This window comes from Salmonella sp. 32120201201600049SM, assembly GCF_017572835.1.
Taxonomy (GTDB): Bacteria; Pseudomonadota; Gammaproteobacteria; order Enterobacterales; family Enterobacteriaceae; genus Salmonella; species Salmonella enterica.
In genome coordinates this window covers 134,003-158,625 of sequence record NZ_JAGESA010000005.1, presented here as the reverse complement: position 1 = coordinate 158,625, position 24,623 = coordinate 134,003, and the positions used below count along the sequence as shown (strand labels likewise).

The following is a 24,623-nucleotide window of genomic DNA, read 5'->3' as shown; positions in this document are numbered from 1 at the left end:
CGCTAAGGGCGCTTTAGTTTGTTTCCGGTCTTTGTCTTTCGCTCTATCCCGCTGATTACAGGAGGGTTTCCCCCGACGTCAACACCCCTCATATCGAGCACGTGGTGGAGGTTCCGGTTTGTGTTGATACTGTAAGTGTAAGCGACGACGCCCTGTTCGCCAGCGAAATGCTGATTTTTTAGCCGAAATTTTTACGGCAACTGCCATAATTTTCTATAGTTAGTTGGCATACCTTACAGGAGACAGCCATGCTGACGGTGCACCATTTAAATCAGTCTCGTTCGCAGCGCATCCTCTGGGCGCTGGAAGAGCTGGCGTTGCCTTACCAGATTGTGCGTTACCAGCGTGAAAAGACCATGCTGGCGCCGCCGGCATTGAAAAAAGTGCATCCGCTGGGCAAGTCTCCGGTTATCGAAGATCACGGTATGGTTATTGCGGAATCGGGCGCCATCCTGGAATATTTGCAGGACACTTACGACAGTATCGGACGCTTTAAACCTGCGGATGCGCAGGGGAAACAACACTATCGATTCTGGCTACATTACGCTGAAGGTTCGCTCATGCCCTTGCTATTGATGAGACTGCTCTTTACCTCTCTGGGTAAACCGCCGGTCCCATTGGGCCTGCGAACGTTGGGCGGCGTTATCGGTAAGGGCGCGCAAAAAGCGTACCTCAATCCGCAACTGGAAACCCATGCGCGCTTTATTGACGGGCATCTGGCAAATCACCCCTGGTTTGCCGGAGAGCAGTTAAGTATGGCGGATATCCAGATGAGCTTCCCGCTATTTGCGCTGCTTGCCCGAGGCGGAATCGCTCATCTCGACCATATCAACGCATGGAAAGCGCGGGTAGAAATGCGTCCAGCCTGGCAGCGAGCGATTCAGCAGGGCGGTCCGTTTACCATTCCCGGCGGATAATGGCGTTTTTGTGAGCAGATTGCGCAACGTATTTGCTAACAGCGATGCGAAAAATTGTTGCTGGATTGCGCAGGGACGATAACGTTTGCGCATCGTCTGGCGATTTATTGAGCATATTAAGCAGAAAAGCATAAAAAGCGGCAAAGTTCAGTTGAAAAAGCGTTGATGATCGCTGGATAATCGTTTGCTTTTTTTTTGCCACCCGTTTTGTATACGTGGAGCTAAACGTTTGCTTTTTTGCGGCGCCCCGGTTGTCGTAAATGTAGCACAAGGAGATAACGTTGCGCTGTTAGTGGATTACCTCCCACGTATACCGACGAATAATAAATTCTCAGGGGATGTTTTCTATGTCTACGCCTTCAGCGCGTACCGGCGGTTCACTCGACGCCTGGTTTAAAATTTCACAACGCGGGAGCACCGTTCGCCAGGAAGTCGTTGCTGGCTTAACCACGTTTCTCGCGATGGTTTACTCCGTCATCGTGGTGCCAGGGATGCTGGGTAAAGCCGGATTCCCGCCTGCCGCCGTCTTTGTAGCGACCTGCCTGGTCGCAGGCGTCGGCTCTATCGTTATGGGGCTTTGGGCGAATCTGCCGCTGGCTATCGGTTGCGCTATCTCGTTGACGGCGTTTACCGCGTTTAGCCTGGTCCTGGGGCAGCATATTAGCGTCCCGGTCGCGCTTGGCGCCGTATTCCTGATGGGCGTACTGTTTACCGTTATCTCCGCCACCGGCATTCGTAGCTGGATTTTGCGTAACTTGCCACAGGGCGTGGCCCACGGAACCGGTATCGGTATTGGCCTGTTTTTGTTGCTGATTGCCGCCAACGGCGTCGGCCTGGTCATTAAAAACCCGCTGGATGGCCTGCCGGTCGCGCTGGGCGATTTCGACACCTTCCCGGTGATTATGTCGCTTGTAGGGCTGGCTGTTATTCTCGGTCTGGAAAAGCTGAAAGTCCCCGGCGGCATTCTGTTGACCATTATTGGCATTTCTATTGTGGGTTTGCTCTTCGATCCTAACGTCCATTTTTCCGGCATTTTCGCTATGCCTTCGTTGAGCGATGAAAACGGCAACTCGCTGATCGGCAGCCTGGATATTATGGGCGCGTTAAACCCTGTCGTTCTGCCAAGCGTACTGGCGCTGGTGATGACGGCGGTGTTTGATGCGACCGGAACGATCCGTGCGGTCGCAGGGCAGGCTAATCTGCTGGACAAAGACGGACAAATTATCGATGGCGGTAAAGCGCTAACCACCGACTCCCTGAGTAGCGTTTTCTCCGGCCTGGTCGGGGCGGCGCCAGCCGCGGTGTATATCGAGTCTGCGGCCGGTACGGCGGCGGGTGGTAAAACGGGCCTGACGGCGATTACCGTGGGCGTGCTGTTTTTGCTGATCCTGTTTCTTTCGCCGCTCTCTTATCTCGTTCCCGTCTACGCAACCGCCCCGGCGCTCATGTATGTCGGTCTGCTGATGCTGAGTAACGTGGCGAAAATCGATTTTGCTGATTTCGTCGATGCGATGGCGGGGCTGGTAACGGCTGTATTTATTGTACTGACCTGTAACATTGTCACCGGGATTATGATCGGCTTTGCCACGCTGGTCGTCGGGCGTCTGGTTTCCGGTGAATGGCGTAAGCTGAATATCGGAACTGTCGTCATTGCGGTCGCGCTGGTCGCTTTTTATGCCGGCGGCTGGGCTATCTAGTTCTGCCTTCATTCTGAAAAACGGGCGGCGTTGGTCGCCCGTTTTCATTTTCAGGACACATCACGTTACCTTTTGCGTTAATCTGAAGAAGGTGAAACCGAGGCATGATGCCTTTCTCCATCATAAAAAACATCGCAAACAGGGAACGCATGGAAATTTTCTTCACAATACTCATCATGACCCTTGTGGTCTCGCTGTCGGGGGTATTTACGCGTGTATTACCCTTCCAGCTTCCTTTACCCCTTATGCAGATCGCCGTTGGCGCGCTGTTGGCGTGGCCGACGTTTGGTTTGCATGTGGAATTCGACCCGGAACTCTTCCTGGTGCTGTTTATTCCGCCGCTGCTGTTTGCGGATGGCTGGAAGACGCCGACCCGTGAATTTCTTGAGCATGGACGAGAGATTTTCGGGCTGGCGCTGGCGCTGGTCCTGGTAACGGTTGTGGGAATCGGCTTCCTGATTTATTGGCTGGTGCCCGGCATTCCGCTGATCCCCGCCTTTGCGCTGGCCGCCGTGCTGTCGCCGACCGATGCGGTAGCGCTCTCCGGAATTGTGGGCGAGGGGCGCATCCCGAAAAAAATCATGGGCATTCTGCAGGGAGAGGCGTTAATGAACGACGCCTCCGGTCTGGTATCGCTGAAATTCGCCGTCGCGGTGGCGATGGGGACGATGGTCTTTACCGTCGGCGGCGCGACGCTGGAATTTTTTAAGGTCGCTATCGGCGGTATTCTGGCGGGTTTTGTGGTCAGTTGGCTGTATGGCCGCTCGCTGCGTTTTTTGAGCCGCTGGGGCGGCGATGAACCCGCGACGCAAATCGTCCTGCTGTTTCTGCTGCCCTTCGCGTCTTACCTGATTGCCGAACATATTGGCGTCTCAGGCATCCTGGCCGCGGTTGCCGCCGGGATGACCATCACCCGTTCTGGCGTAATGCGCCGCGCGCCGCTGGCAATGCGTTTGCGCGCGAACAGTACCTGGGCGATGCTGGAATTTGTCTTTAACGGTATGGTCTTTCTGCTGTTGGGACTGCAACTGCCGGGGATTCTGGAATCTTCGCTGGCGGCGGCGGAAGCTGACCCGAATGTCGAAACCTGGATGCTCTTTACCGATATCGTGCTGATTTATGCGGCATTGATGCTGGTTCGCTTCGGCTGGCTGTGGACCATGAAAAAGTTCAGCCTGCGCTTTTTGAAGAAGAAACCGATGGAGTTCGCCAGCTGGACGTCGCGTGAAATTCTGATTGCCTCCTTCGCTGGCGTTCGTGGGGCGATCACCCTGGCTGGTGTGCTCTCTATACCGTTACTTTTGCCGGATGGCAGCGGATTTCCGGCGCGTTATGAACTGGTATTCCTGGCGGCTGGCGTCATTCTGTTCTCGTTGTTTGTCGGCGTGATCATGCTGCCGCTGCTGTTGCAACATCTGGAAGTCGCCGATCATGCGCAACAGTTGAAAGAGGAGCGTATCGCCCGCGCGGCGACGGCGGAAGTGGCGATTGTCGCCATTCAGAAAATGGAAGAGCGTCTGGCGGCGGATACCGAAGAAAACATCGATAATCAGTTGCTTACTGAAGTAAGCTCACGTGTCATTGGTAACTTGCGTCGCCGTGCCGATGGGCGAAACGATGTCGAAAGCTCCATACAGGAAGAAAACCTGGAGCGACGTTTCCGTCTGGCGGCGCTGCGTTCCGAACGCGCCGAGTTGTATCATCTGCGCGCCACGCGAGAAATCAGCAATGAAACATTGCAAAAGCTGCTGCACGACCTGGATTTGATGGAAGCGCTACTGATAGAAAATCAGTAGTCCTTGTGGCCCGGTGGCGCCATGCTTACCGGGCCTACAAGTAGGCCGGATAAGGTGCTTGCGCCGCCATCCGGCAAGGGTTTTAACCCATGGCTTACGGTTGTTTCAGCCAAAACCCTTCGCAACAGGTTAACCATGCCCGGGCGCTGTGCGACAGATACACGCCCTCTCGCCAAATCATGCCCAACTGCCAGCGGAGATCGCTTTCCAGCGGTAGCCAGCGCAGCGTGGCCTTATCCAGACGCTGACAAATTGGCTCCGGCAAAATGGCGATGCCGACGCCCGCTTGCACCATGGCGGCGAGAAAATCCCATTGCCCGCTGCGCACGGCAATCCGTGGTTTTACGTCATGCTGGCTAAATAAGGTCATCAACTGGCGGCTCAGGGCAAAGTCTTCGTTATAGATAAGAAGAGGATGCTCCGCCAGAGCTTCAGGCGCGATGGAGTCGCCGGTTGTCCACTGACCGGAACGGGGAACCAGCACGCACAGCGGATGGCTGAACAGCGATAACGTCGTCAGCCCGCTCGCTTCTTCCACCGGGAGCGCGGTCATCGCAACATCCAGCTCGCCATTCATTACCGCCTGCTGTACCGTCAGGCCGCCAAACTCCGAAATTTTGAGTTCAACGCCAGGGTAGCGTTGTCGAAACAAACTGATTGGCCCGGCCATCAACATGCCGACCATCGGGGGAATACCCAGCCGCAGCACGCCCTTATTGAGATGGTTAATATCGCTCAACTCAGCCTCTAACTGGCGAAACTCAGCGAGGATCGCCAGACCGCGTTCAAACACCACGCGTCCGGTATCGGTCAGCAATAACTTACGTCCGTCGCGGATCAGTAGCGTACAGTTAAGCTCATCTTCAAGATTTTTCAGCATTTTGCTAATGGTGGGCTGGGTGACAAATAACTTCTCCGCTGCGCGGGTGAAACTTTGCTGACGCACCACCTCGACAAAATAACGCAGCGTTCTGATATCCATGATTATTCCTTCCGACTATGCCTGCAATGATTTTAATTCATTTCTGCCCGTGACGGAGGTTCTCTATACTGGCGCTCCGTATTATTTTTCAGGACATTCCCTCATGGCTGTGGCGATAAGCCGCGTTACGCCTGCCGTTGTGCAACGACTCCAGGTACCGGTTCAGGTACTGCTCTATGCAGGTTTATTCATTTTTTCCCAATATCTTGTCTCCTGGCTGCACCTGCCGTTGCCCGCGAATCTGGTCGGCATGGTGCTTATGCTGGCGCTGATCGTTTGCCGGATTATTCCGCTTAGCTGGGTACGCGCAGGCGCACGCTGGCTGCTGGCGGAGATGCTGTTATTCTTTGTTCCCGCCGTCGTGGCGGTAGTGAACTATGCCCATCTGTTACTGGTGGACGGCTGGCGCATTTTCTCGGTGATAGCGATCAGTACCTTAATGGTACTCGGCGCGACGGCGTGGGTAGTGGATAAAGTGTATCGCTATGAGATGAGTAGGCTAAACTGTGAATAACGTTCAGTTAAGCGTACTGTGCCTGGTGATTACGCTGGGAATTTACTTCGCCAATAAGCGCCTGTATCGCCGTTTTCGCAAATTGCCGTTGATGCCATTAGTGTTGACGCCGGCACTGCTGGTGTTAATGCTGGTGTTCGGTCATATCTCCTGGCAAAACTACATTGGTGAATCGCACTGGCTATTGTGGCTGCTCGGCCCGGCGACCATTGCCTTTGCGGTGCCGGTGTACGATAACCTCGCGATTATCAAACGTCACTGGATGTCGCTCACCGCGGGCGTAGTGACGGCGACGGTGGTGGCGGTCACCAGTTCCGTTTGGTTGGCGCGTCTGTTCACGTTATCGGATGAGATTCAGCGTAGTCTGGCGGTACGTTCCGTGACCACGCCGTTTGCGCTGGCGGCGGCAGAACCCCTGGGCGGGCAGCCGGATCTGGTGGCGCTGTTCGTGGTCGTCACTGGCGTGTTTGGCATGGCGGTCGGCGACGCGCTATTTTTGCGTCTCTCTATCCGGGAAGGCATGGCAAAAGGGGCAGGATTCGGCGCGGCGTCACATGGGGCGGGCACGGCGCGTTCCTATGAACTTGGTCAGCAGGAGGGCGTCGTCGCCAGTCTGGTCATGATGCTGTCCGGCGTGGTGATGGTGCTGGCAGCCCCGCTGGTGGCGAGGGTGATGTTCTGATTTTCCTCCGACCCACGGGGCCGGAGGAAACGGTAAGATTAATGCGCACGCCCTTGTTGTACGCCGAATCCCGTTTGGGAGCGGATAAACTGAGCGCGGAACTGCTCACGTTCACGGTTGCCTTCTGCCGAGTTATCGGTGGCCGAGAAAAACCAGATCCCCAGGAACGCCACGCTGATAGAGAACAGCGCCGGATACTCATACGGGAAGATCGCTTTTTCATGGCCGAGGATCTGCACCCAAATGGTAGGGCCAAGAATCATCAGCACCACCGCTGTCAGTAAACCTAACCAGCCGCCCAGCATAGCGCCGCGCGTGGTCAGTTTTGACCAGTACATGGAAAGCAGAATGATGGGGAAGTTGCAGCTCGCGGCGATAGCAAACGCCAGGCCCACCATAAAGGCGATGTTCTGATTTTCAAACAGGACGCCGAGGATAATGGCGATCACGCCCAGCACCAGGACGGTGATTTTCGACACCTTCAGCTCTTCACGTTCGGTTGCGCCTTTGCGGAACACGTTGGCGTACAAGTCATGCGACACCGCCGATGCGCCCGCCAGCGTCAGACCGGCGACCACTGCCAGAATGGTGGCAAACGCCACTGCCGAAATAAAGCCGAGGAACAGGTTGCCGCCTACCGCGTTGGCCAGATGCACCGCCGCCATGTTATTGCCGCCAATCAGCGCGCCCGCCGCATCTTTATAGGCGGGATTCGCCCCCACCAGCATGATAGCGCCGAAACCGATAATAAAGGTCAGAATGTAGAAATAGCCCATAAAACCGGTGGCATAGAACACGCTCTTGCGCGCTTCGCGAGCATCGCTGACCGTAAAGAAACGCATCAGAATATGCGGCAAGCCGGCGGTGCCGAACATCAGTCCCAGACCCAACGACAACGCCGAAATCGGATCTTGTACCAACCCTCCTGGGCTCATAATCGCTGTGCCTTTCGGGTGTACCGCCATGGCTTCGGTAAACAGATTATTGAAGCTAAAGCCGACGTGTTTCATCACCATAAAGGCCATAAAACTGGCGCCAAACAGCAACAGGACGGCTTTGATAATTTGCACCCACGTTGTCGCCAGCATCCCGCCGAACAGCACGTACATCATCATCAGCACGCCGACCAGCACCACAGCGATGTGATAGTTGAGGCCGAACAGCAGTTCAATCAGTTTACCGGCGCCGACCATTTGGGCGATGAGATAAAGCGCCACCACTACCAGGGAGCCACAGGCCGAAAGAATACGGATTGGCCCCTGTTTCAGGCGATAAGAGGCAACGTCAGCAAAAGTATAACGTCCCAGATTACGCAGGCGCTCGGCAATCAAAAACAGGATGATTGGCCAGCCGACAAGGAAGCCCAGCGAATAGATCAGCCCGTCATAACCGGAGGTAAACACCAGCGCGGAAATGCCGAGAAATGACGCGGCGGACATATAGTCGCCGGCAATCGCCAGGCCGTTCTGGAACCCGGTGATATTGCCGCCAGCGGTGTAGTAGTCGCTACGGGAACGTACGCGTTTAGAGGCCCAGTAGGTAATACCGAGCGTAAACACGACGAAAATCAAAAACATGATAATCGCCTGCCAGTTGGTGGGCTGGCGTTCAACCGCGCCGCTAATGGCATCCGCCGCATGAGCGGCGAAGGGGAGTGCGGCGGCGAGCGCCGTCAGAACTCTCTTCATAATGCTTTCACCTCATGCAGTACGGCGTTATTAAGACGATCGAATTCGCCGTTCGCCCGCCAGATATAAATTCCGGTCAACACAAAAGAAATCACAATCACCCCGACGCCAATGGGAATTCCTCGGGTGACGCTGGTTCCCGCATGTAGAGGCGTGCCCAGCCAGCCAGGCGCGAAGGCGATCAGTAAAATAAAGCTGATATAAACCGCCAGCATGATAACCGACAGAATCGTGGCAAACCGTTGCCGTTTTTCAACTAATTCCCTGAAACGCGCACTGTCTTCTATCCGCTGATAAATTTGGTCATTCATCACAGAGCTCTCCAGAGGTCCCCCTGCGTCTTTCGCGCTACAGGCGCGTTGGCCGCACTCGCTCGCCCCAGCCACATAGTGAACTATGCTGCTGAGGGTGTGCTCGCTTGCCGCCTTCCTGTAACACGAAATCCTTTGGGGGAGGGTTTTTTATATTTCCCTCTCCCGGTTTGAGAGAGGGCAGGGGTAGGGTCGTAGGCCGGATAAAACGCTTTCGCGTTGCCATCCGGCATTTATGGTTATGACGGCATCGCGATGGCCTGCTTCTCTTCGAGCAGTTTCTCCACCACGCCAGGATCGGCGAGAGTCGAGGTATCGCCCAGATTGCTGGTATCGCCCGCCGCGATTTTGCGCAAAATGCGGCGCATAATTTTGCCGGAACGGGTTTTTGGCAGTGAGTCGGTCCAGTGCAGCACGTCCGGCGTCGCCAGTGGGCCAATCTCTTTACGTACCCAGTTGCGCACCTCCGCGTACAGTTCTGGCGACGGCTCCTCGCCGTGGTTGAGCGTCACATAAGCGTAAATCGCCTGGCCTTTGATAGCGTGTGGAATACCCACCACCGCCGCTTCGGCGATCTTCGGATGCGCCACCAGCGCTGACTCGATTTCCGCCGTACCCAGACGGTGGCCGGAGACGTTTAACACGTCATCCACGCGACCGGTGATCCAGTAATAGCCGTCTTCATCGCGACGCGCGCCGTCGCCGCTGAAATACATATTCTTAAAGGTAGAGAAATAGGTCTGCTCAAAACGTTCATGATCGCCGAACAGAGTGCGCGCCTGGCCCGGCCAGGAATCGGTGATGACCAGATTGCCTTCCGTCGCGCCTTCTTGCGGATGGCCTTCGTTATCCACCAGCGCTGGCTGTACGCCAAAGAAAGGACGGGTGGCGGAACCGGCTTTCAGTTCGATAGCGCCCGGTAGCGGCGTGATCATAAAACCGCCTGTTTCAGTCTGCCACCAGGTGTCGACGACCGGACATTTTTCCTTGCCGATCTTCTTCCAGTACCATTCCCACGCTTCGGGATTGATCGGCTCGCCGACGGAACCCAGAATGCGCAGTGAAGAACGGTCGGTGCCTTCAATGGCTTTATCGCCTTCCGCCATCAGCGCGCGGATGGCCGTCGGGGCGGTATAGAGAATGTTGACCTGGTGTTTGTCGACCACCTGGCACATGCGAGCGGGCGTTGGCCAATTCGGCACGCCTTCAAACATTAAGGTGGTCGCGCCGCAGGCCAGCGGGCCATACAACAGATAGCTGTGCCCCGTCACCCAACCCACATCGGCGGTACACCAGTAAATATCGCCAGGGTGATAATCAAAGACATACTTAAAGGTGGTCGCGGCGTAGACCAGATAGCCGCCGGTGGTGTGCAGCACGCCTTTCGGCTTGCCGGTGGAGCCGGAGGTATAAAGGATAAACAGCGGATCTTCGGCATTCATCGCTTCAGGCTGGTGCTCAGGGCTGGCTTTTTCAATCAAATCGCGCCACCACAGGTCGCGGCCTTCTTGCCAGTCAATGTCGCTGCCGGTGCGCTTCAGGACGATCACATGCTCAACGCTAGTGACATTCGGGTTTTTCAGCGCGTCATCGACATTCTTTTTCAGCGGGATACTGCGTCCGGCACGTACACCTTCGTCAGCGGTGATCACCAGCCGCGAGCTGGAGTCGATAATGCGTCCGGCGACGGCTTCCGGCGAGAAGCCCCCGAAGATCACCGAATGCACCGCGCCGATGCGGGCGCAGGCCAACATTGCCACCGCCGCTTCCGGCACCATCGGCATATAAATCGCTACCACATCGCCTTTTTTAATGCCCAGATCCAGCAGTGTATTCGCGAAACGGCAGACATCGCGATGCAGTTCGCGATAAGAGATATGTTTACTCTGCGACGCGTCATCGCCTTCCCAGATAATGGCGGTGCGATCGCCATTTTCCTGCAAATGGCGGTCAAGACAGTTCGCCGCCAGATTCAGCGTGCCGTCCTCGTACCATTTAATCGACACATTGCCTGGCGCAAAGGAGGTGTTTTTCACTTTTTGGTACGGCGTGATCCAATCGAGAATTTTTCCCTGTTCGCCCCAAAACGTATCGGGGTCGTTAATAGACTGTTTATATTTAGTCTCATACTGCTCTGGATTTATCAGGCAACGATCCGCAATGTTGGCGGGAATGGCGTGTTTATGTGTTTGGCTCATGCTGTTGTTCTCCTTGTAGGATGTTAATAATATGTCGCATAAACGTTAAATGTAGGGTCTTAATAAGTTTTGTTTAGTATTTGGGCGACAGATCACGCAAAAAGGGAACTGTGCAAATAAGCAGCAATCTATTTTTTGATTGTGTCCCGCAAAATTAGATAAATTTTCGGGATAACATGACGTTATATGAAATTTTTAAAAAAAGTGATCCGTGTCCGGAAATCAGAAAAGAGAGGGAGTTTTGTCCAGGTTACTAACTCTAAAGTGGTATTTTACATACACTTACAATTGATTAAAGACAACATTTTAAGTGTGGTTATTTGTTACACATAGAGGAGATCAATGTAATAACAGTATTTGTGCGGTTGCTGTTATGGAAAACGATAAAAAATCGCCATTAAAGATAATGGCGCAATCTGGATGAGACCTCTATGGCAAGGAAAACACTACGCGCACGCCGTTTCTTCAGCCTTATATTTCCTTTTTTCTTCATTACCTCTGTTTACGCTGAGCAAACGCCTGTATCCGCAAAAACTGTTACTGTTGAAGCGAAAAATGAAACGTTCGCGCCTCAACACCCCGACCAATATCAGTCATGGAAAGCGACGTCAGAACAGTCTGCCCGTGAAGATGCGCTGGCGGAAGACCCTCGTCTGGTGATCCTGTGGGCGGGCTATCCCTTCTCCCGTGACTACAACAAACCACGCGGCCACGCGTATGCGGTAACTGACGTGCGCGAAACGCTGCGTACCGGCGCGCCAAAAACGGCGGAAGACGGCCCGTTGCCGATGGCCTGCTGGAGTTGTAAAAGCCCTGATGTCGCGCGCCTTATCCAACAAGAAGGCGAAGACGGCTACTTCCATGGCAAATGGGCGCGCGGCGGCCCGGAAATTGTCAACGATTTGGGCTGTGCCGACTGTCATAACACCGCGTCGGACGATTTCGCCCAGGGGAAGCCAGCATTAACGTTGTCGCGCCCCTATGCTGAACGGGCGATGGAGGCTATCGGCAAACCGTTTGATAAAGCAGGACGATTTGATCAGCAATCGATGGTCTGCGGCCAGTGCCACGTGGAGTACTACTTTGACGGTAAAAACAAAGCCGTTAAGTTCCCGTGGGATGAGGGCATGAAGGTCGAAAATATGGAGCAATACTACGACACTATCGCCTTCTCTGACTGGACTAACTCTCTGTCGAAAACCCCGATGCTCAAAGCGCAGCACCCGGAATATGAAACCTGGAGCGCGGGCATTCACGGTAAGAACAACGTGACCTGTATCGACTGCCACATGCCGAAAGTACAGAACGCCGAAGGCAAGCTCTACACCGACCATAAAATCGGCAACCCGTTCGACAATTTCGCGCAAACCTGCGCCAACTGCCACACCCAGGACAAAGCGTCCCTGCAAAAAGTGGTCGCCGAGCGTAAACAGGCGATTCATGACCTGAAAATCAAGGTTGAAGATCAGCTGGTACATGCGCACTTCGAAGCGAAAGCCGCATGGGATGCGGGGGCGACAGACGCGGAAATGAAACCGATTCTGAACGATATTCGCCACGCGCAGTGGCGTTGGGATCTGGCGATTGCGTCACACGGTATTCATATGCATGCCCCGGAAGAAGGTCTACGGATGTTAGGCAGTGCGATGGATAAAGCCGCGGATGCCCGTACTAAACTGGCGCGACTGCTGGCGACCAAAGGCATTACCCATGAAATTTCGCTGCCAGATATTTCGACGAAAGAGAAGGCGCAGAAAGCGATTGGTTTGAATATGCAACAAATCAACGCGGAGAAGCAGGACTTCCTGAAAACGGTCGTACCGCAGTGGGAAGATCAGGCGCGTAAAAACGGTCTGTTAAGCCAATAACCTCACATGTGACAAATTTGCCGGATGACAGCGCAAGCGCTTTATCCGGCCTACAGAAGTCTTGTAGGCCTTAAAGCTGCGCGCCATCAGGCATTATGTAATGGAGTGAATATGAGCGTATTACGTTCGTTATTAACTGCTGGGGTGCTGGCGTCAGGCCTGTTCTGGAGCCTGAGTGGAATTACTGCCACGCCAACGCCGCAGGAGTCGGATCAACGCTGGACGGTCACCCAGCAGCGTAATCCGGATGCTGCCTGTCTGGACTGTCACAAACCGGACACCGAAGGTATGCACGGCAAACATACGGGCGCTATCAACCCGAACAATAAATTGCCGATAACCTGTACCAACTGCCACGGTCAACCGTCGCTTCACCACCGTGAAGGGGTGAAAGATGTGATGCGTTTTAACGACCCGATGTATACGGTAGAGCAGCAGAACAGCGTCTGTATGTCCTGCCACTTGCCTGAACAACTGCAAAAAGCGTTCTGGCCGCACGATGTTCATGTTACTAAAGTGACCTGCGCCAGTTGCCATTCCCTGCATCCGCAGCAAGACACGATGCAGACGCTAAGCGAGAAAGGGCGGATCAAAATATGCGTGGATTGCCACAGCGATCAGCGTACTAACCCGCACTTTAATCCGGCGTCCGTTCCGTTGCTTAAGGAGCAGCCATGAGTTGCACCCGACGTCAATTTATTACCCGCGTCGGCGCGCTGGCGGCGGTCAGTGGGATGGCAGGACGCGTTGTAGCGAACACGTTGAATATTAACGGCGTGCGTTATGGCATGGTACACGATGAGTCATTATGCATCGGCTGCACGGCCTGCATGGATGCCTGTCGGGAAGTCAACAACGTGCCGGAAGGCGTATCGCGCCTGACGATTATTCGCAGCGAGCCGCAGGGGACGTTTCCTGATGTGAAATATCGCTTCTTCCGCCACTCGTGCCAGCATTGCGACCATGCCCCCTGCGTTGACGTCTGCCCGACCGGCGCATCATTCCGCGATGCCGCCAGCGGTATTGTCGACGTGAACCCGGACCTTTGCGTCGGCTGCCAGTACTGCATTGCCGCGTGTCCCTACCGCGTGCGCTTTATCCATCCGGTCAGTAAGACGGCGGATAAATGCGATTTCTGCCGGAAAACCAACCTGAAAGCGGGCAAACAGCCCGCCTGCGTTGAGTCATGCCCGACGAAGGCGCTGACGTTTGGTAATCTGGACGATCCCAACAGCGATATTTCCCGTTTGTTGCGGCAGAAAACCACCTATCGTTACAAGCTGGCGCTGGGCACAAAACCGAAGGTCTACCGCGTTCCCTTTAACTATGGGGAGGTGAGCCAATGACATCCGCTTCTGCATTTCATTTTGCATCACTGGTGTGGGACTGGCCCATCGCCATCTATCTGTTTCTGATTGGCATCTCCGCCGGACTGGTTACGTTGGCGATTCTGCTGCGCCGCTTCCATCCGGAGGCGGGTGGTTCGGACAGCACGCTGCTGCGCACCACGCTGGTGTTAGGGCCGGGGGCGATTATTCTTGGTCTGCTGATTCTGGTCTTCCACCTGACGCGCCCGTGGACCTTCTGGAAGCTGATGTTCCACTACAGCTTTACCTCGGTGATGTCGATGGGGGTGATGCTGTTCCAGCTGTACATGGTGGTGTTAGTGCTGTGGCTGGCAAAAATCTTTGAAAAAGAGGTGATTGCCCTGCAGCAGCGTTGGCTGCCGCGGTCAGGGATCGTGCAGAAAGTGCTGACGCTGATCGCGCCGTTTCATCGCGCGCTGGAGACGTTAATGCTGGTACTGGCGGTTCTGCTCGGGGCGTACACCGGCTTTCTGCTGTCGGCGCTGAAATCCTATCCGTTCCTGAATAACCCGATCCTGCCGGCGCTGTTTCTGTTCTCCGGGATTTCCTCCGGCGCGGCGGTGGCGCTGATCGCCATGGCGTTACGCCATCGTAGCAACCCGCACAGCACTGAAGCGCGCTTTGTGCATCGCATGGAGGTTCCGGTGGTATGGCTGGAAATTTTCCTGCTGGCGGCGTTCTTCGTCGGTCTGGCGTTGGGCGATGACGGCAAAATGCGCGCGCTGGCGGCGGCACTGGGCGGCGGATTCTGGAGCTGGTGGTTCTGGCTTGGCGTCGTAGGGCTGGGATTGATTATCCCGATGCTGCTAAAACCCTGGGCCAACCGCAGCGTCACGTTTCACGGCGTGCTGGCCGTTTGCGGCGCCAGTTTGACCGGCGTGCTGCTGCTGCGCTTTTTCATTCTTTATGCGGGACAGCTAACGGTTGCATAATCTGGACATCTTCCTTCCTGAAGCCGGATTTCTGGCGCTGTTGTTGAGTCTCGGGGTCAACGTGCTGACCCCGCTGGCGACGTGGTGCGGGATGGGGCAACATTGGCGTGGCGTCATGCGCCTGACGACCTGCGGCGCGTGGACGGCGTTCACGCTGCTGCTACTGGCGTTTGCGATTCTGGTTAGCTGTTTTCTGACCAGCGATTTTTCGGTCGTTTATGTTGCGCAGCATAGCCATAGTCAGTTGTCATGGGGACTGAAACTGGCGGCGGTATGGGGCGGTCATGAAGGCTCGCTCCTGCTGTGGGCGCTGCTTTTTTCGGGGTGGACGGCGCTATTCGCCTGGCGCTCCCGGCATGAATCTGACGCGCTTTTTCCGCTGACCCTGAGCGTCTTGTCCCTCATTATGGCTTCGCTGCTGCTATTTATTGTGCTGTGGTCCGATCCGTTCCTGCGTATTTTCCCTCCCGCCATGGAAGGGCGCGACCTTAATCCCATGCTGCAACATCTGGGGCTGATCTTACATCCGCCGCTGCTCTATCTGGGTTATGGCGGCCTGATGACCGCGGCGAGCGTAGCGCTGGCTTCGCTACTGTGCGGCGGCTTTAACGCCGCAACCGCCTGGGTTTGCTGGCGCTGGGCGTTACCCGGCTGGTGCGCTCTGACGCTGGGGATCATTCTCGGATCGTGGTGGGCGTATTGCGAACTGGGCTGGGGCGGCTGGTGGTTCTGGGACCCGGTGGAAAATGCCTCGTTGTTGCCGTGGCTTGCCGCCAGCGCGTTGCTGCACAGTCTGTATGTCAGCCGCCAGCGCGGGAGCTTCCGTCACTGGTCGTTGCTGCTGGCGATACTGACGCTGATCCTCTCGTTGCTGGGAACGCTGATTGTGCGTTCCGGCATTCTTGTTTCGGTACATGCCTTTGCGCTGGATAACGTGCGCGCGGTGCCGCTGTTTACCCTTTTTGCCGCGTTAAGTCTGGCATCGCTTGTTCTGTACGGCTGGCGGGCGCGGGAGCCGTATCCGGCGACGCGTTTGGGCGGCGGAAAGTGCGAAACGCTCATTCTGGCGACGCTGCTGCTCTTTAGCGCCGTCTTGTTGATCGTGCTGGTCGGGACGCTCTACCCCATGATTTATAGTTTGATGGGCTGGGGGCGGCTCTCCGTGGGCGCACCGTACTTTAACCGCGCCACGCTGCCCTTTGGCCTGCTGATGCTGTTGGTTATCGTACTGGCGACAATCAGAAGCCGCAAAGTCTCTTTGCGTTGTCAGCTTCCCGCACTGCTGGCGCATGCCGGGGTACTGGTGTTTGCGGCAGGGATCGTCTTTTCCAGCGGTAGTCGTCAGGAGATAAGCCTGAATCTGAGCCCCGGGCAGCAGGTGGATCTGGCGGGCTACATTTTCCGTTTTGAGCGTCTCGACCTGGAAGCCAAAGGTAACTACACCAGTGAAAAAGCGCTGATCACGTTGTGGCGGAATGAAAAACGCATTGGCAGCCTGCAGCCTGAAAGGCGCTTCTATGCCGCGCGTCGTCAACAGATGATGGAGCCGGGGATTCACTGGAACCTGCTACATGACTGGTACGCGGTGATGGGCGAAAAAACCGGACCGGATCGTTACGCCATGCGCTTATACGTGCAGACCGGCGTGCGCTGGATCTGGGGTGGGGGATTGTTGATGGTGTGTGGCGCGCTGCTGAGCGGATGGCGGGGGAGGAAGCGTGACGCGTAAATTACTCACAGCGTTGCCGGATGGCGGCGTAAACGCCTTATCCGGCCTACAGGATGCGCAAACCGTAGGCCGGATAAGCGTAGCGCCATCCGGCAGAAATTTTTTACTCTTAACGATCGTCCTGTTTTTAATCACCTTCGCCACCCACGCCCAGGTGGTGGATACCTGGCGCTTTGACAATCCACAACAGCAGGAAAAAGCGCTATCTATTGCCAGTCAACTGCGCTGTCCGCAGTGTCAGAACCAGAATTTGCTGGAATCCAATGCGCCCGTGGCGGTCAGTATGCGCCATCAGGTTTACAGCATGGTGGCCGAAGGTAAAAGCGAAGCGGAAATCACCGCCTGGATGACCGACCGTTATGGTGATTTCGTACGCTACAACCCGCCGTTGAATGAGCAAACGCTGCTGTTGTGGGCGCTGCCGTACCTGCTGTTATTGCTGGTGGGTGTGGTGGCCTGGCGGGTGAGAAAGCGTCAGCACGCAGAAAAGGGGGAACAATGAGCCAGTCTGAACACTCCACTGTGCCGTTACGTCCCATGCCCGTAAAGCGTCTGGCGGCTGCGGCGGTGTTGATGGTGGCTGCCTGTGTCGGCGGCTATCTGTTGACGCCGAAATGGCAGGCTGTGCGTAGCGAGCAACAGCGTCTGGCCGATCCGCTACGTGACTTTACGAACCCGCAAACGCCAGAGGCGCAGCTTTCCAGGCTGCAAGAAAAAATCCGCGCCAATCCGCAGGATAGCGAGCAATGGGCGCGGCTGGGCGAGTATTATCTCTATCGCAATGCGTATGACAATGCGCTGCTGGCATATCGTCAGGCGTTGCGTCTGCGAGGCGATAACGCGCAGCTTTTCGCCGCGCTGGCAACGGTGCTGTATTACCAGGCCGGGCAACATATGACGCCTGCGACGCGTGAAATGATTAATAAAGCGTTAGCGCTGGATGCGACAGAAGTGACCGCGCAGATGCTGCTGGCGGCGGATGCGTTTATGCAGGCGGATTATGCGCAAGCCGTGTCGCTGTGGCAAACCTTACTGGATGCCAACTCGCCGCGAGTGAACCGCGCGCAGCTGGTAGAGGCCATTAATTTGGCTAAATTGTTACAAAATCGGCAGAAATAATTTTTTCTTTTTTGTGACTTTTGTCATGTGTGCTGTTTAAAAAAACGGCGAATGAGACACAAGTAAAAATTAATTACCTCAGTGTATTATTCGTTTTTGACGAAGTAAAAAACTTTCCATAACAAATAGTTATTCATCATTAACGCCATAAACTCGCGTTATTATGCATAAAAACAGCCAAAAGCCCTGTTATGAAAGGGTTGCGCAAGACGCTATGCAAATGATACTGATTATGCGCGTTAAAAAACTCTACAAACCAACGCAACACAAATCATACCCTTTCAGTATGTATTGCTCTCATGCTTTCGGCGGAGAGCAACGCTTCATCGAGGAAGTCTGTTGTTATGAAAAATTTGAAAGTCAGCCTGGCCTGGCAAATTTTGCTGGCTATGGTGCTGGGCATTCTGTTGGGCAGCTATCTGCATTATCACAGTGACAGTCGTGAATGGCTGATTGCCAACCTGCTGTCGCCTGCTGGCGATATCTTTATCCATCTGATTAAAATGATCGTCGTGCCGATCGTGATCTCGACTCTGATTGTCGGCATCGCCGGCGTTGGCGATGCGAAACAGCTAGGCCGTATCGGCGCCAAAACCATTCTCTATTTTGAACTGATCACCACGGTGGCGATTATCCTCGGCATTACGCTGGCGAATGTCTTTCAGCCAGGCTCAGGCATTGATATGTCGCAACTGGCGACCGTCGATATTTCGAAATACCAGAACACCACGGCGGAAGTACAAAGTCATGCGCATGGGCTGATGGGGACGATACTGTCGCTGGTGCCGACCAATATCATCGCATCGATGGCCAAAGGGGATATGCTGCCAATTATCTTTTTCTCGGTCCTGTTTGGGCTGGGGTTGTCGTCCCTGCCGGCAACGCACCGCGAGCCGCTGGTAACGGTATTCCGCTCTATCTCCGAAACCATGTTTAAAGTGACGCATATGGTGATGCGCTATGCGCCAGTGGGTGTTTTTGCGCTGATCGCCGTCACGGTGGCGAATTTTGGTTTCGCGTCGCTGTGGCCGCTGGCGAAACTGGTGCTGCTGGTACACTTTGCCATTATCTTCTTTGCGCTTGTAGTGCTGGGCATCGTGGCGCGCCTGTGCGGGTTAAGTATCTGGATTCTGATTCGCATTCTGAAAGATGAATTGATTCTGGCGTACTCGACCGCCAGCTCCGAGAGCGTGCTGCCGCGCATTATCGAGAAGATGGAAGCTTACGGCGCACCAGCCTCTATCACCAGTTTCGTGGTACCGACCGGTTACTCATTTAACCTCGACGGCTCCACGTTATACCAGAGCATCGCCGCCATTTTTATCGCGCAGCTATACGGTATCGACCTGTCGCTGTGGCAGGAAATTGTACTGGTGCTGACGCTGATGGTGACGTCGAAAGGGATTGCCGGCGTGCCTGGCGTTTCCTTCGTGGTGTTACTGGCGACGCTGGGCAGCGTGGGCATTCCGCTGGAAGGGCTGGCGTTTATCGCCGGTGTCGACCGTATCCTCGACATGGCGCGTACTGCGCTAAATGTGGTGGGGAATGCGCTGGCGGTGCTGGTGATCGCCAAGTGGGAACACAAGTTTGACCGCAAAAAAGCGCTGGCCTATGAGCGCGATGTGCTGGGCAAATTTGATAAAACCGCCCAATAACGGATTGCCGGATGGCGCTTTGCTTATCCGGCCTACAGCGAAAGAGAATGTAGGCCGGATAAGGCGTTCACGCTGCCATCCGACAACCTGCTCCGGGTTGCCTGATGGCGCTACGCTTATCAGGCCTACAACGACTACGTTCATCCGGCAATAAACATCAGCCATTTGTTAGCGTTTCGAACTCTTCGCAACCGGTATCAAACCCTTCCAGACAGCTTAGATTCAACCAGTGCAACGCCTTCTGCTTGTTCTTTTCAATAAAGCCCGGTTCACCGTTTAAAAACATCATTCCCGCCCAGTATTCTGAATAGCCGGTACGGGAAATGGCGGAACTGCGTTTGAAATACCAGGCGGCTTTTTCATCATCGGCGGCAATGCCCACGCCGTTGGCGTAAATCAGGCCAAGCAACATTTGCGCATCCACCGCGGAGTCGTTATCCAGATCTTCAGAGGCCTTTTGCAGCAGCGAGATGGCTTTTGGGTAGTCCGGGCGCCCGGCCTGGGTGTTGACCAGGATCCGCGCCAGCGTAATTTCTCCCGCTTTACTGCCCGCGTTAGCCGCCTTTTCAGCCAGCTTTTTCGCGTCGGGATAATCCAGGCTTACCGGATTAGTGATTTTGATTTGCGCCAGTAGCGCGCAGGCGTCGGCGTCGCCACTGTCGGCGGCTTTTTGCGCCCAGTATTCAGCTTTGTTCAAATCGCCATAGCTCAACCAACTGTCGGCCAGAAAATATTGTGCGCGTCTGTCACCTGCCTCTGCTGCCTGCAAATACTGGCTACCCGGCTCAGGATCTGCGGCATGGGCAAAGAATGTCATAAACAACATCAATGCAAGAAGTAGTTTCATTTTGAGTTTTATTTAGGGTACGGAAAAGACAGTATAAAGAGATCGTATGGATAAAAAAACAGCCTCCGGGCGGAGGCTGTTATAGGGAAAATGCCTGATGGCGATGCTAATGCATCTAATCAGGCCTACAGTAGACGCAGGCCGAATAAAGCGTTCTGATGCCGCCATCCGGCAGATCAACCCATTGCGCTTTCGCGCAGGCGGGTTTTCAGCTTGTTGTACTCATCAATCACATACTGCTCGGCGGCTCGCTGATCGGCGATCGGCTCAACGCGTACGGCGCAGTATTTGTACTCCGGCGTTTTGGTAATCGGGCTGAGGTTTTCAGTCACCAGCTCGTTACAGGCGCCAATCCACCACTGGTAGGTCATGTAAATCGCCCCTTTGTTAGGGCGATCGCTGACCTGCGCGCGGGTGATGATTTTGCCTTTGCGCGAATGAACCCACACCAGCGCTTCATCTTCAATTCCCAGACGCGCGGCGTCGGCGGTATTGATTTGCGCATAGCCCGGTTCATCGGCCAGCGCGGCCAGCGCCGCACAGTTACCGGTCATTGAGCGGCAGGAGTAGTGGCCGACTTCGCGCACCGTCGACAGTACCATCGGGTACTCTTCGGTGAGTTTATCGATAGGCGCTACCCAGTCGCAGGTGAAGAACTGCGCCAGACCGTTGGGGGTATCGAACTTCTCTTTAAAGAGGTACGAGGTTCCCTGATCGGCATCCGACGTGTCGCGGCATGGCCACTGGATATAGCCCAGCTCGCCCATTTTCTCGTAAGTGGCGCCGTAGAAATCCGGGCACAGATGACGCAACTCATCCCAGATCTCCTGGGTGTTGTTGTAGTGCATCGGATAGCCCATCCGGGTGGCGATTTCACTGATAATCTGCCAGTCGGTTTTCAGGTCCCACTTCGGCTCAACGGCTTTAAAGAAGCGCTGGAAGCCACGGTCAGCCGCAGAGAAGACGCCTTCATGCTCGCCCCAGGAGGTGGAGGGTAAAATCACATCCGCCGCCGACGCGGTTTTGGTCATGAAGATATCCTGCACGATGACCAGTTCCAGATCCTCAAACGCTTTACGTACTGCAGAGAGTTCCGCATCGGTTTGCAGCGGATCTTCACCCATAATGTACGCCGCGCGCACTTCGCCATGCGCCGCACGGTGCGGCAGCTCGCTGATGCGATAGCCGGTATGCGCAGGCAGACTTTCTACGCCCCAGGCTTTTGCGAACTTCTCGCGGTTTTCCGGGAACTTAACGTACTGGTAGCCCGGATAAGTATCCGGCAGCGCGCCCATATCGCACGCGCCCTGAACGTTGTTCTGGCCGCGAACCGGGTTAACGCCCGCGCTTGGCTTGCCGAGGTTGCCGGTCAGCATCGCGAGGCTGGTCAGTGAACGCACGGTTTCCACACCCTGATAGAACTGGGTGACGCCCATACCCCACAAGATCGCTGCGCTTTTCGCGCTGGCATACATCCGCGCCGCCTGACGAATCTCCTGTGCGCTCACGCCAGTGATCTCTTCGACGGACTCCGGCGTATAGCCTTCGACAATCTTACTGTACTCTTCAAAACCTTCGGTACGGCTGGCGACAAACGCTTTGTCGTACAGGTTTTCTTCAATAATGACATGCCCCATGGCGTTGAGCAGCGCGATATTCGAGCCGTTTTTCAACGCGATATGCATGTCAGCGATGCGCGCGGTTTCAATTTTGCGCGGATCGCAGACGATAATTTTCGCCCCGTTGCGTTTAGCGTTAATCACATGATTCGCCACGATAGGGTGGGAATCCGCCGGGTTATACCCGAAGACGAACACTAAATCAGTGTTATCAATTTCGTTGATCGCATTACTCATTGCGCCGTTACCGACCGATTGGTGCAGACCTGCAACCGATGGGCCGTGTCAGACGCGAGCGCAGCAGTCAACGTTATTGGTACCAATAACGGCGCGTGCGAATTTTTGCATTACATAGTTGGTTTCATTTCCGGTACCGCGAGAGGAGCCGGTTGTCTGGATTGCATCCGGACCGTACTTCGCTTTGATGGCGCTCAAACGTTCAGCGACGTAATTGAGCGCTTCATCCCAGGAAACAGATTCCAGTTTGCCGCCACGCTGGCGACGGATCATTGGGGTTTTCAGGCGCGGGGTCAGGATCTGGGTATCATTAATAAAATCCCAGCCGTAGTAGCCCTTCAGACACAGGGTACCCTGGTTGGTTTTCCCCTGCGCCGCCTCAGCCCGGACGATTTTGCCGTTATCGACCACCAGATTGATTTTGCAACCTGATGCGCAATACGGGCAAACCGTGACGACTTTTTTCATCGGTTTCGCTCCAGTTAATCAAATCGCGCATACGCGCTGTCGCCCTCAGTATGCATGTTTTATGCCACTTTTTTAGTATGGGCTTTCCCTGATATTACGGGCGAATTTTGCTCAAAACCCTGACGAAAAACAGGCTATCGTCAGTTTTGACGTGTCGAAAGAAAATGCCGCATGACATTTATTATGGGAAGAAACGCTGAGCGCAGGCCAGATAAGGCGGAGCCGCCATCCGGCAATCTGCTCTGCCTGAAGTGGAAATTACCCGGATGGATAGACTCAAGGCCAGGGAACGCGTTGAGACTAACGCCAGGATAGAACAGGCCGCGGCAGGCAGTGCCATACCGCGGCCCGGCTTCAGAGGAGGCTGAAAAGGATTATCGCGGCAAAAATAGCGGCAATAACGAGATATTTCAGCGCGTAATAGAGAGTGCGGTTTTTCTTTTTCAGCCGTTGCCCGGCATCGCGTGCTGCGTGAACGTATTTAAAGATGCGATTAATCGCACCGGTGCGATCGTTCTCGTCGTTTGGCGAACTGGCGGCGGACATCAACGATGCGCCGACCCAGTGGTTTACGCTCTGCGCCCAGCGCCATTTCATTGGACGCTCAATATCGCAAAAGAGGATAATACGCGTCTGCTCAGTTTTATTTTCCGCCCAATGAACGTAGGTTTCGTCGAAGATGACGGCTTCGCCGTCGCGCCAGCTATGGCGCTGTCGATCAACTTCAATAAAACAGCGGTCGTCATTCGGTGTGCTTAATCCAAGATGGTAACGTACTGAACCGGCATAGGGGTCGCGATGTTTTCCCAGATAGGCCCCGGGAGGCAACTCGGCGAACATCGCCGCTTTAATAGAGGGGATGCTGTTGACCAGCTTTGTCGTTATCGGGCATAACGTTTCCGCCGACGGGTGGGCATCGGAATACCATTTAAGGTAAAACCGTTTCCAGCCGCGCTTGAAAAAGGTGTTGAATCCGGCGTCGTTATTGGCCTGCGCGGCTTTTATGTGATGCTGAAGCCGTAGCGCCTCTTCACGAATCACCTGCCAGTTTTCCGTCAGCTTCTGCAGCTCTGGAAATGCCGTGGTATCAAAGTACGGCTGCTTTGCCGGTAACGTTGAGAAGCGAGTCATGAACATATTGATCGGCGCCATAAACGTCGAGTGGTCAAAGAGCTGACGGGAAAGTTTTTGTTTTTCCACCCCGCGTGAATGCGCATAAATGACGCTGATAATAAAAATACCGATAATGATTGCTGCGAACATAACGTCACTGTCCTTCTAAGAAAACCTCATCCCGGGATTTTCAGGCAACCCTCCCGGTGATGCCAAAGAGAAAAGTGTAGTTCGTTGACAATAAATTTACATTTCTACAACTTAAAAGGGCCATTTTTGCTAAAGAAGCGAGTCTGCCCGTTTAACCTTTATCCAGGCTTGTCGACAGTAGAATTGAGATGGCTCCGCTACTTCACCCGGTGACGGCTGATTACGTTATGCCTTATCTCCCGATGACGGCTGCCAGATCACAATGCTTTCGTAAACCGAAAATGACTTTGCTTGTAACCTTCGCGAAGATAAAAACGGTGTGCATCGCGGCGTTTAATATTTGTGGAAAGCTCCGTTAGCTCGGCGCCCGCCTGACGTGCTTCTTCTTCTGCCCAGGCCAGAAGCTGACTGCCAACTTTTTGTCCCCGCATCTGCGGTAATACCACCAGCTCCTGAATTTCGCCAATCCAGTTGGCATGATGGAGATGAAACTGCATATGCAGGCTGATCATGCCGACTACCTCTCCGTTGCGCAGCGCTAAACGATAATGAACGTTGGGGTCCAGTAGATTAGCGGCAAATCCATCCCTGAAAGCCTGATAATCAAGCTCATTTTTAAGTAACTCACAGATAAGCGCGTAAACAGAATCGGTATCCTCTGTTGTCGCGTGGCGTAATTCACAGACTGGCATAATGTCCTCCCGACGCTTCATCAGGATCAACCATCTTTCGAC

19 protein-coding genes and 1 pseudogene are annotated in these 24,623 nt (G+C 54.6%); 12 read left to right on the top strand and 8 right to left on the bottom strand.

Annotated features, from left to right (window positions below; all coding sequences use genetic code 11):
* Nucleotides 1–248: 248 nt before the first annotated feature.
* From J4650_RS13475 to J4650_RS13465, 3 genes are all read left to right on the top strand, one after another.
* A complete protein-coding gene (locus tag J4650_RS13475; protein WP_000958575.1) occupies nt 249–917 on the top strand; it encodes a glutathione S-transferase in 669 nt (222 codons plus the stop codon).
* 347 nt (nt 918–1,264) lie between these two features.
* The gene (gene ghxP, locus J4650_RS13470) at nt 1,265–2,614 is read left to right on the top strand and encodes a guanine/hypoxanthine transporter GhxP (protein ID WP_000106907.1); all 1,350 of its coding nucleotides are present in this window, start codon (nt 1,265–1,267) and stop codon (nt 2,612–2,614) included.
* A 149-nt stretch (nt 2,615–2,763) separates the two neighbouring features.
* Nucleotides 2,764–4,410 carry a Na+/H+ antiporter gene (locus tag J4650_RS13465; protein WP_001536604.1) on the top strand — a complete coding sequence of 549 codons (1,647 nt, stop codon included), beginning with the start codon at nt 2,764–2,766 and terminating at the stop codon, nt 4,408–4,410.
* 94 nt (nt 4,411–4,504) lie between these two features.
* On the opposite strand, the gene J4650_RS13460 is transcribed toward J4650_RS13465, so the two are convergent.
* A complete protein-coding gene (locus tag J4650_RS13460) occupies nt 4,505–5,392 on the bottom strand; it encodes a LysR family transcriptional regulator (RefSeq protein WP_000354963.1) in 888 nt (295 codons plus the stop codon).
* 103 nt (nt 5,393–5,495) lie between these two features.
* Between J4650_RS13460 and J4650_RS13455 the strand changes: the two genes are divergently transcribed.
* Together J4650_RS13455 and J4650_RS13450 are read left to right on the top strand one after the other, a co-directional pair.
* On the top strand, nt 5,496–5,906 hold the full coding sequence (locus J4650_RS13455) for a CidA/LrgA family protein (protein ID WP_023993541.1): 411 nt from the start codon (nt 5,496–5,498) through the stop codon (nt 5,904–5,906).
* The gene (locus J4650_RS13450; protein WP_001067096.1) at nt 5,899–6,588 is read left to right on the top strand and encodes an LrgB family protein; all 690 of its coding nucleotides are present in this window, start codon (nt 5,899–5,901) and stop codon (nt 6,586–6,588) included. Before J4650_RS13455 ends, J4650_RS13450 begins: the two co-directional genes overlap by 8 nt.
* Nucleotides 6,589–6,626: 38 nt before the next feature.
* On the opposite strand, the gene actP is transcribed toward J4650_RS13450, so the two are convergent.
* The 3 genes from actP to acs form a co-directional block, all read right to left on the bottom strand.
* Complete coding sequence (gene actP, locus J4650_RS13445; protein WP_000832536.1) at nt 6,627–8,276, bottom strand: cation/acetate symporter ActP; 1,650 nt, start codon at nt 8,274–8,276, stop codon at nt 6,627–6,629.
* Nucleotides 8,273–8,587, bottom strand: a complete 315-nt coding sequence (locus J4650_RS13440; RefSeq protein ID WP_000999620.1) for a DUF485 domain-containing protein — start codon at nt 8,585–8,587, stop codon at nt 8,273–8,275. Before J4650_RS13440 ends, actP begins: the two co-directional genes overlap by 4 nt.
* 239 nt (nt 8,588–8,826) lie before the next feature.
* A complete protein-coding gene (gene acs, locus J4650_RS13435; protein ID WP_000083877.1) occupies nt 8,827–10,785 on the bottom strand; it encodes an acetate--CoA ligase in 1,959 nt (652 codons plus the stop codon).
* Nucleotides 10,786–11,216: 431 nt separating this feature from the next.
* Between acs and nrfA the strand changes: the two genes are divergently transcribed.
* The 7 genes and pseudogenes from nrfA to gltP all read left to right on the top strand — a co-directional run bounded on the left by nrfA (nt 11,217) and on the right by gltP (nt 19,455).
* Nucleotides 11,217–12,653, top strand: a complete 1,437-nt coding sequence (nrfA, locus tag J4650_RS13430) for an ammonia-forming nitrite reductase cytochrome c552 subunit (protein ID WP_023993540.1) — start codon at nt 11,217–11,219, stop codon at nt 12,651–12,653.
* A gap of 111 nt (nt 12,654–12,764) precedes the next feature.
* A complete protein-coding gene (nrfB, locus tag J4650_RS13425) occupies nt 12,765–13,331 on the top strand; it encodes a cytochrome c nitrite reductase pentaheme subunit (RefSeq protein ID WP_000115065.1) in 567 nt (188 codons plus the stop codon).
* The gene (gene nrfC, locus J4650_RS13420; protein ID WP_001278025.1) at nt 13,328–13,999 is read left to right on the top strand and encodes a cytochrome c nitrite reductase Fe-S protein; all 672 of its coding nucleotides are present in this window, start codon (nt 13,328–13,330) and stop codon (nt 13,997–13,999) included. Before nrfB ends, nrfC begins: the two co-directional genes overlap by 4 nt.
* A complete protein-coding gene (gene nrfD, locus J4650_RS13415) occupies nt 13,996–14,952 on the top strand; it encodes a cytochrome c nitrite reductase subunit NrfD (RefSeq protein WP_023993539.1) in 957 nt (318 codons plus the stop codon). Before nrfC ends, nrfD begins: the two co-directional genes overlap by 4 nt.
* A pseudogene (nrfF, locus tag J4650_RS13410) lies at nt 14,945–17,183 on the top strand (heme lyase NrfEFG subunit NrfF). The gene nrfD and the pseudogene nrfF overlap by 8 nt, the downstream one beginning before the upstream one ends.
* Nucleotides 17,180–17,800: a heme lyase NrfEFG subunit NrfG gene (gene nrfG, locus J4650_RS13400; RefSeq protein WP_000083243.1), complete on the top strand. Its 621-nt coding sequence runs from the start codon at nt 17,180–17,182 to the stop codon at nt 17,798–17,800. Before nrfF ends, nrfG begins: the two are co-directional and overlap by 4 nt.
* 344 nt (nt 17,801–18,144) lie before the next feature.
* Nucleotides 18,145–19,455, top strand: coding sequence for a glutamate/aspartate:proton symporter GltP (gltP, locus tag J4650_RS13395; protein WP_000793278.1), 1,311 nt, complete (start codon nt 18,145–18,147; stop codon nt 19,453–19,455).
* Nucleotides 19,456–19,612: 157 nt separating this feature from the next.
* Here the strand turns inward: gltP and yjcO are convergent, their stop codons facing one another.
* The 4 genes from yjcO to phnO all read right to left on the bottom strand — a co-directional run bounded on the left by yjcO (nt 19,613) and on the right by phnO (nt 24,581).
* On the bottom strand, nt 19,613–20,302 hold the full coding sequence (yjcO, locus tag J4650_RS13390; protein WP_000771454.1) for a Sel1 family TPR-like repeat protein YjcO: 690 nt from the start codon (nt 20,300–20,302) through the stop codon (nt 19,613–19,615).
* Between the two features lie 176 nt (nt 20,303–20,478).
* On the bottom strand, nt 20,479–22,626 hold the full coding sequence (locus J4650_RS13385; protein WP_011233236.1) for a formate dehydrogenase H subunit alpha, selenocysteine-containing: 2,148 nt from the start codon (nt 22,624–22,626) through the stop codon (nt 20,479–20,481).
* A 354-nt stretch (nt 22,627–22,980) separates the two neighbouring features.
* Entirely contained in the window at nt 22,981–23,889 is a 909-nt protein-coding gene (gene lpxO / locus J4650_RS13380) for a lipid A hydroxylase LpxO (RefSeq protein ID WP_000457029.1), read from the bottom strand.
* A 257-nt stretch (nt 23,890–24,146) separates the two neighbouring features.
* A complete protein-coding gene (phnO, locus tag J4650_RS13375; RefSeq protein WP_001549776.1) occupies nt 24,147–24,581 on the bottom strand; it encodes an aminoalkylphosphonate N-acetyltransferase in 435 nt (144 codons plus the stop codon).
* Nucleotides 24,582–24,623 lie beyond the last annotated feature (42 nt).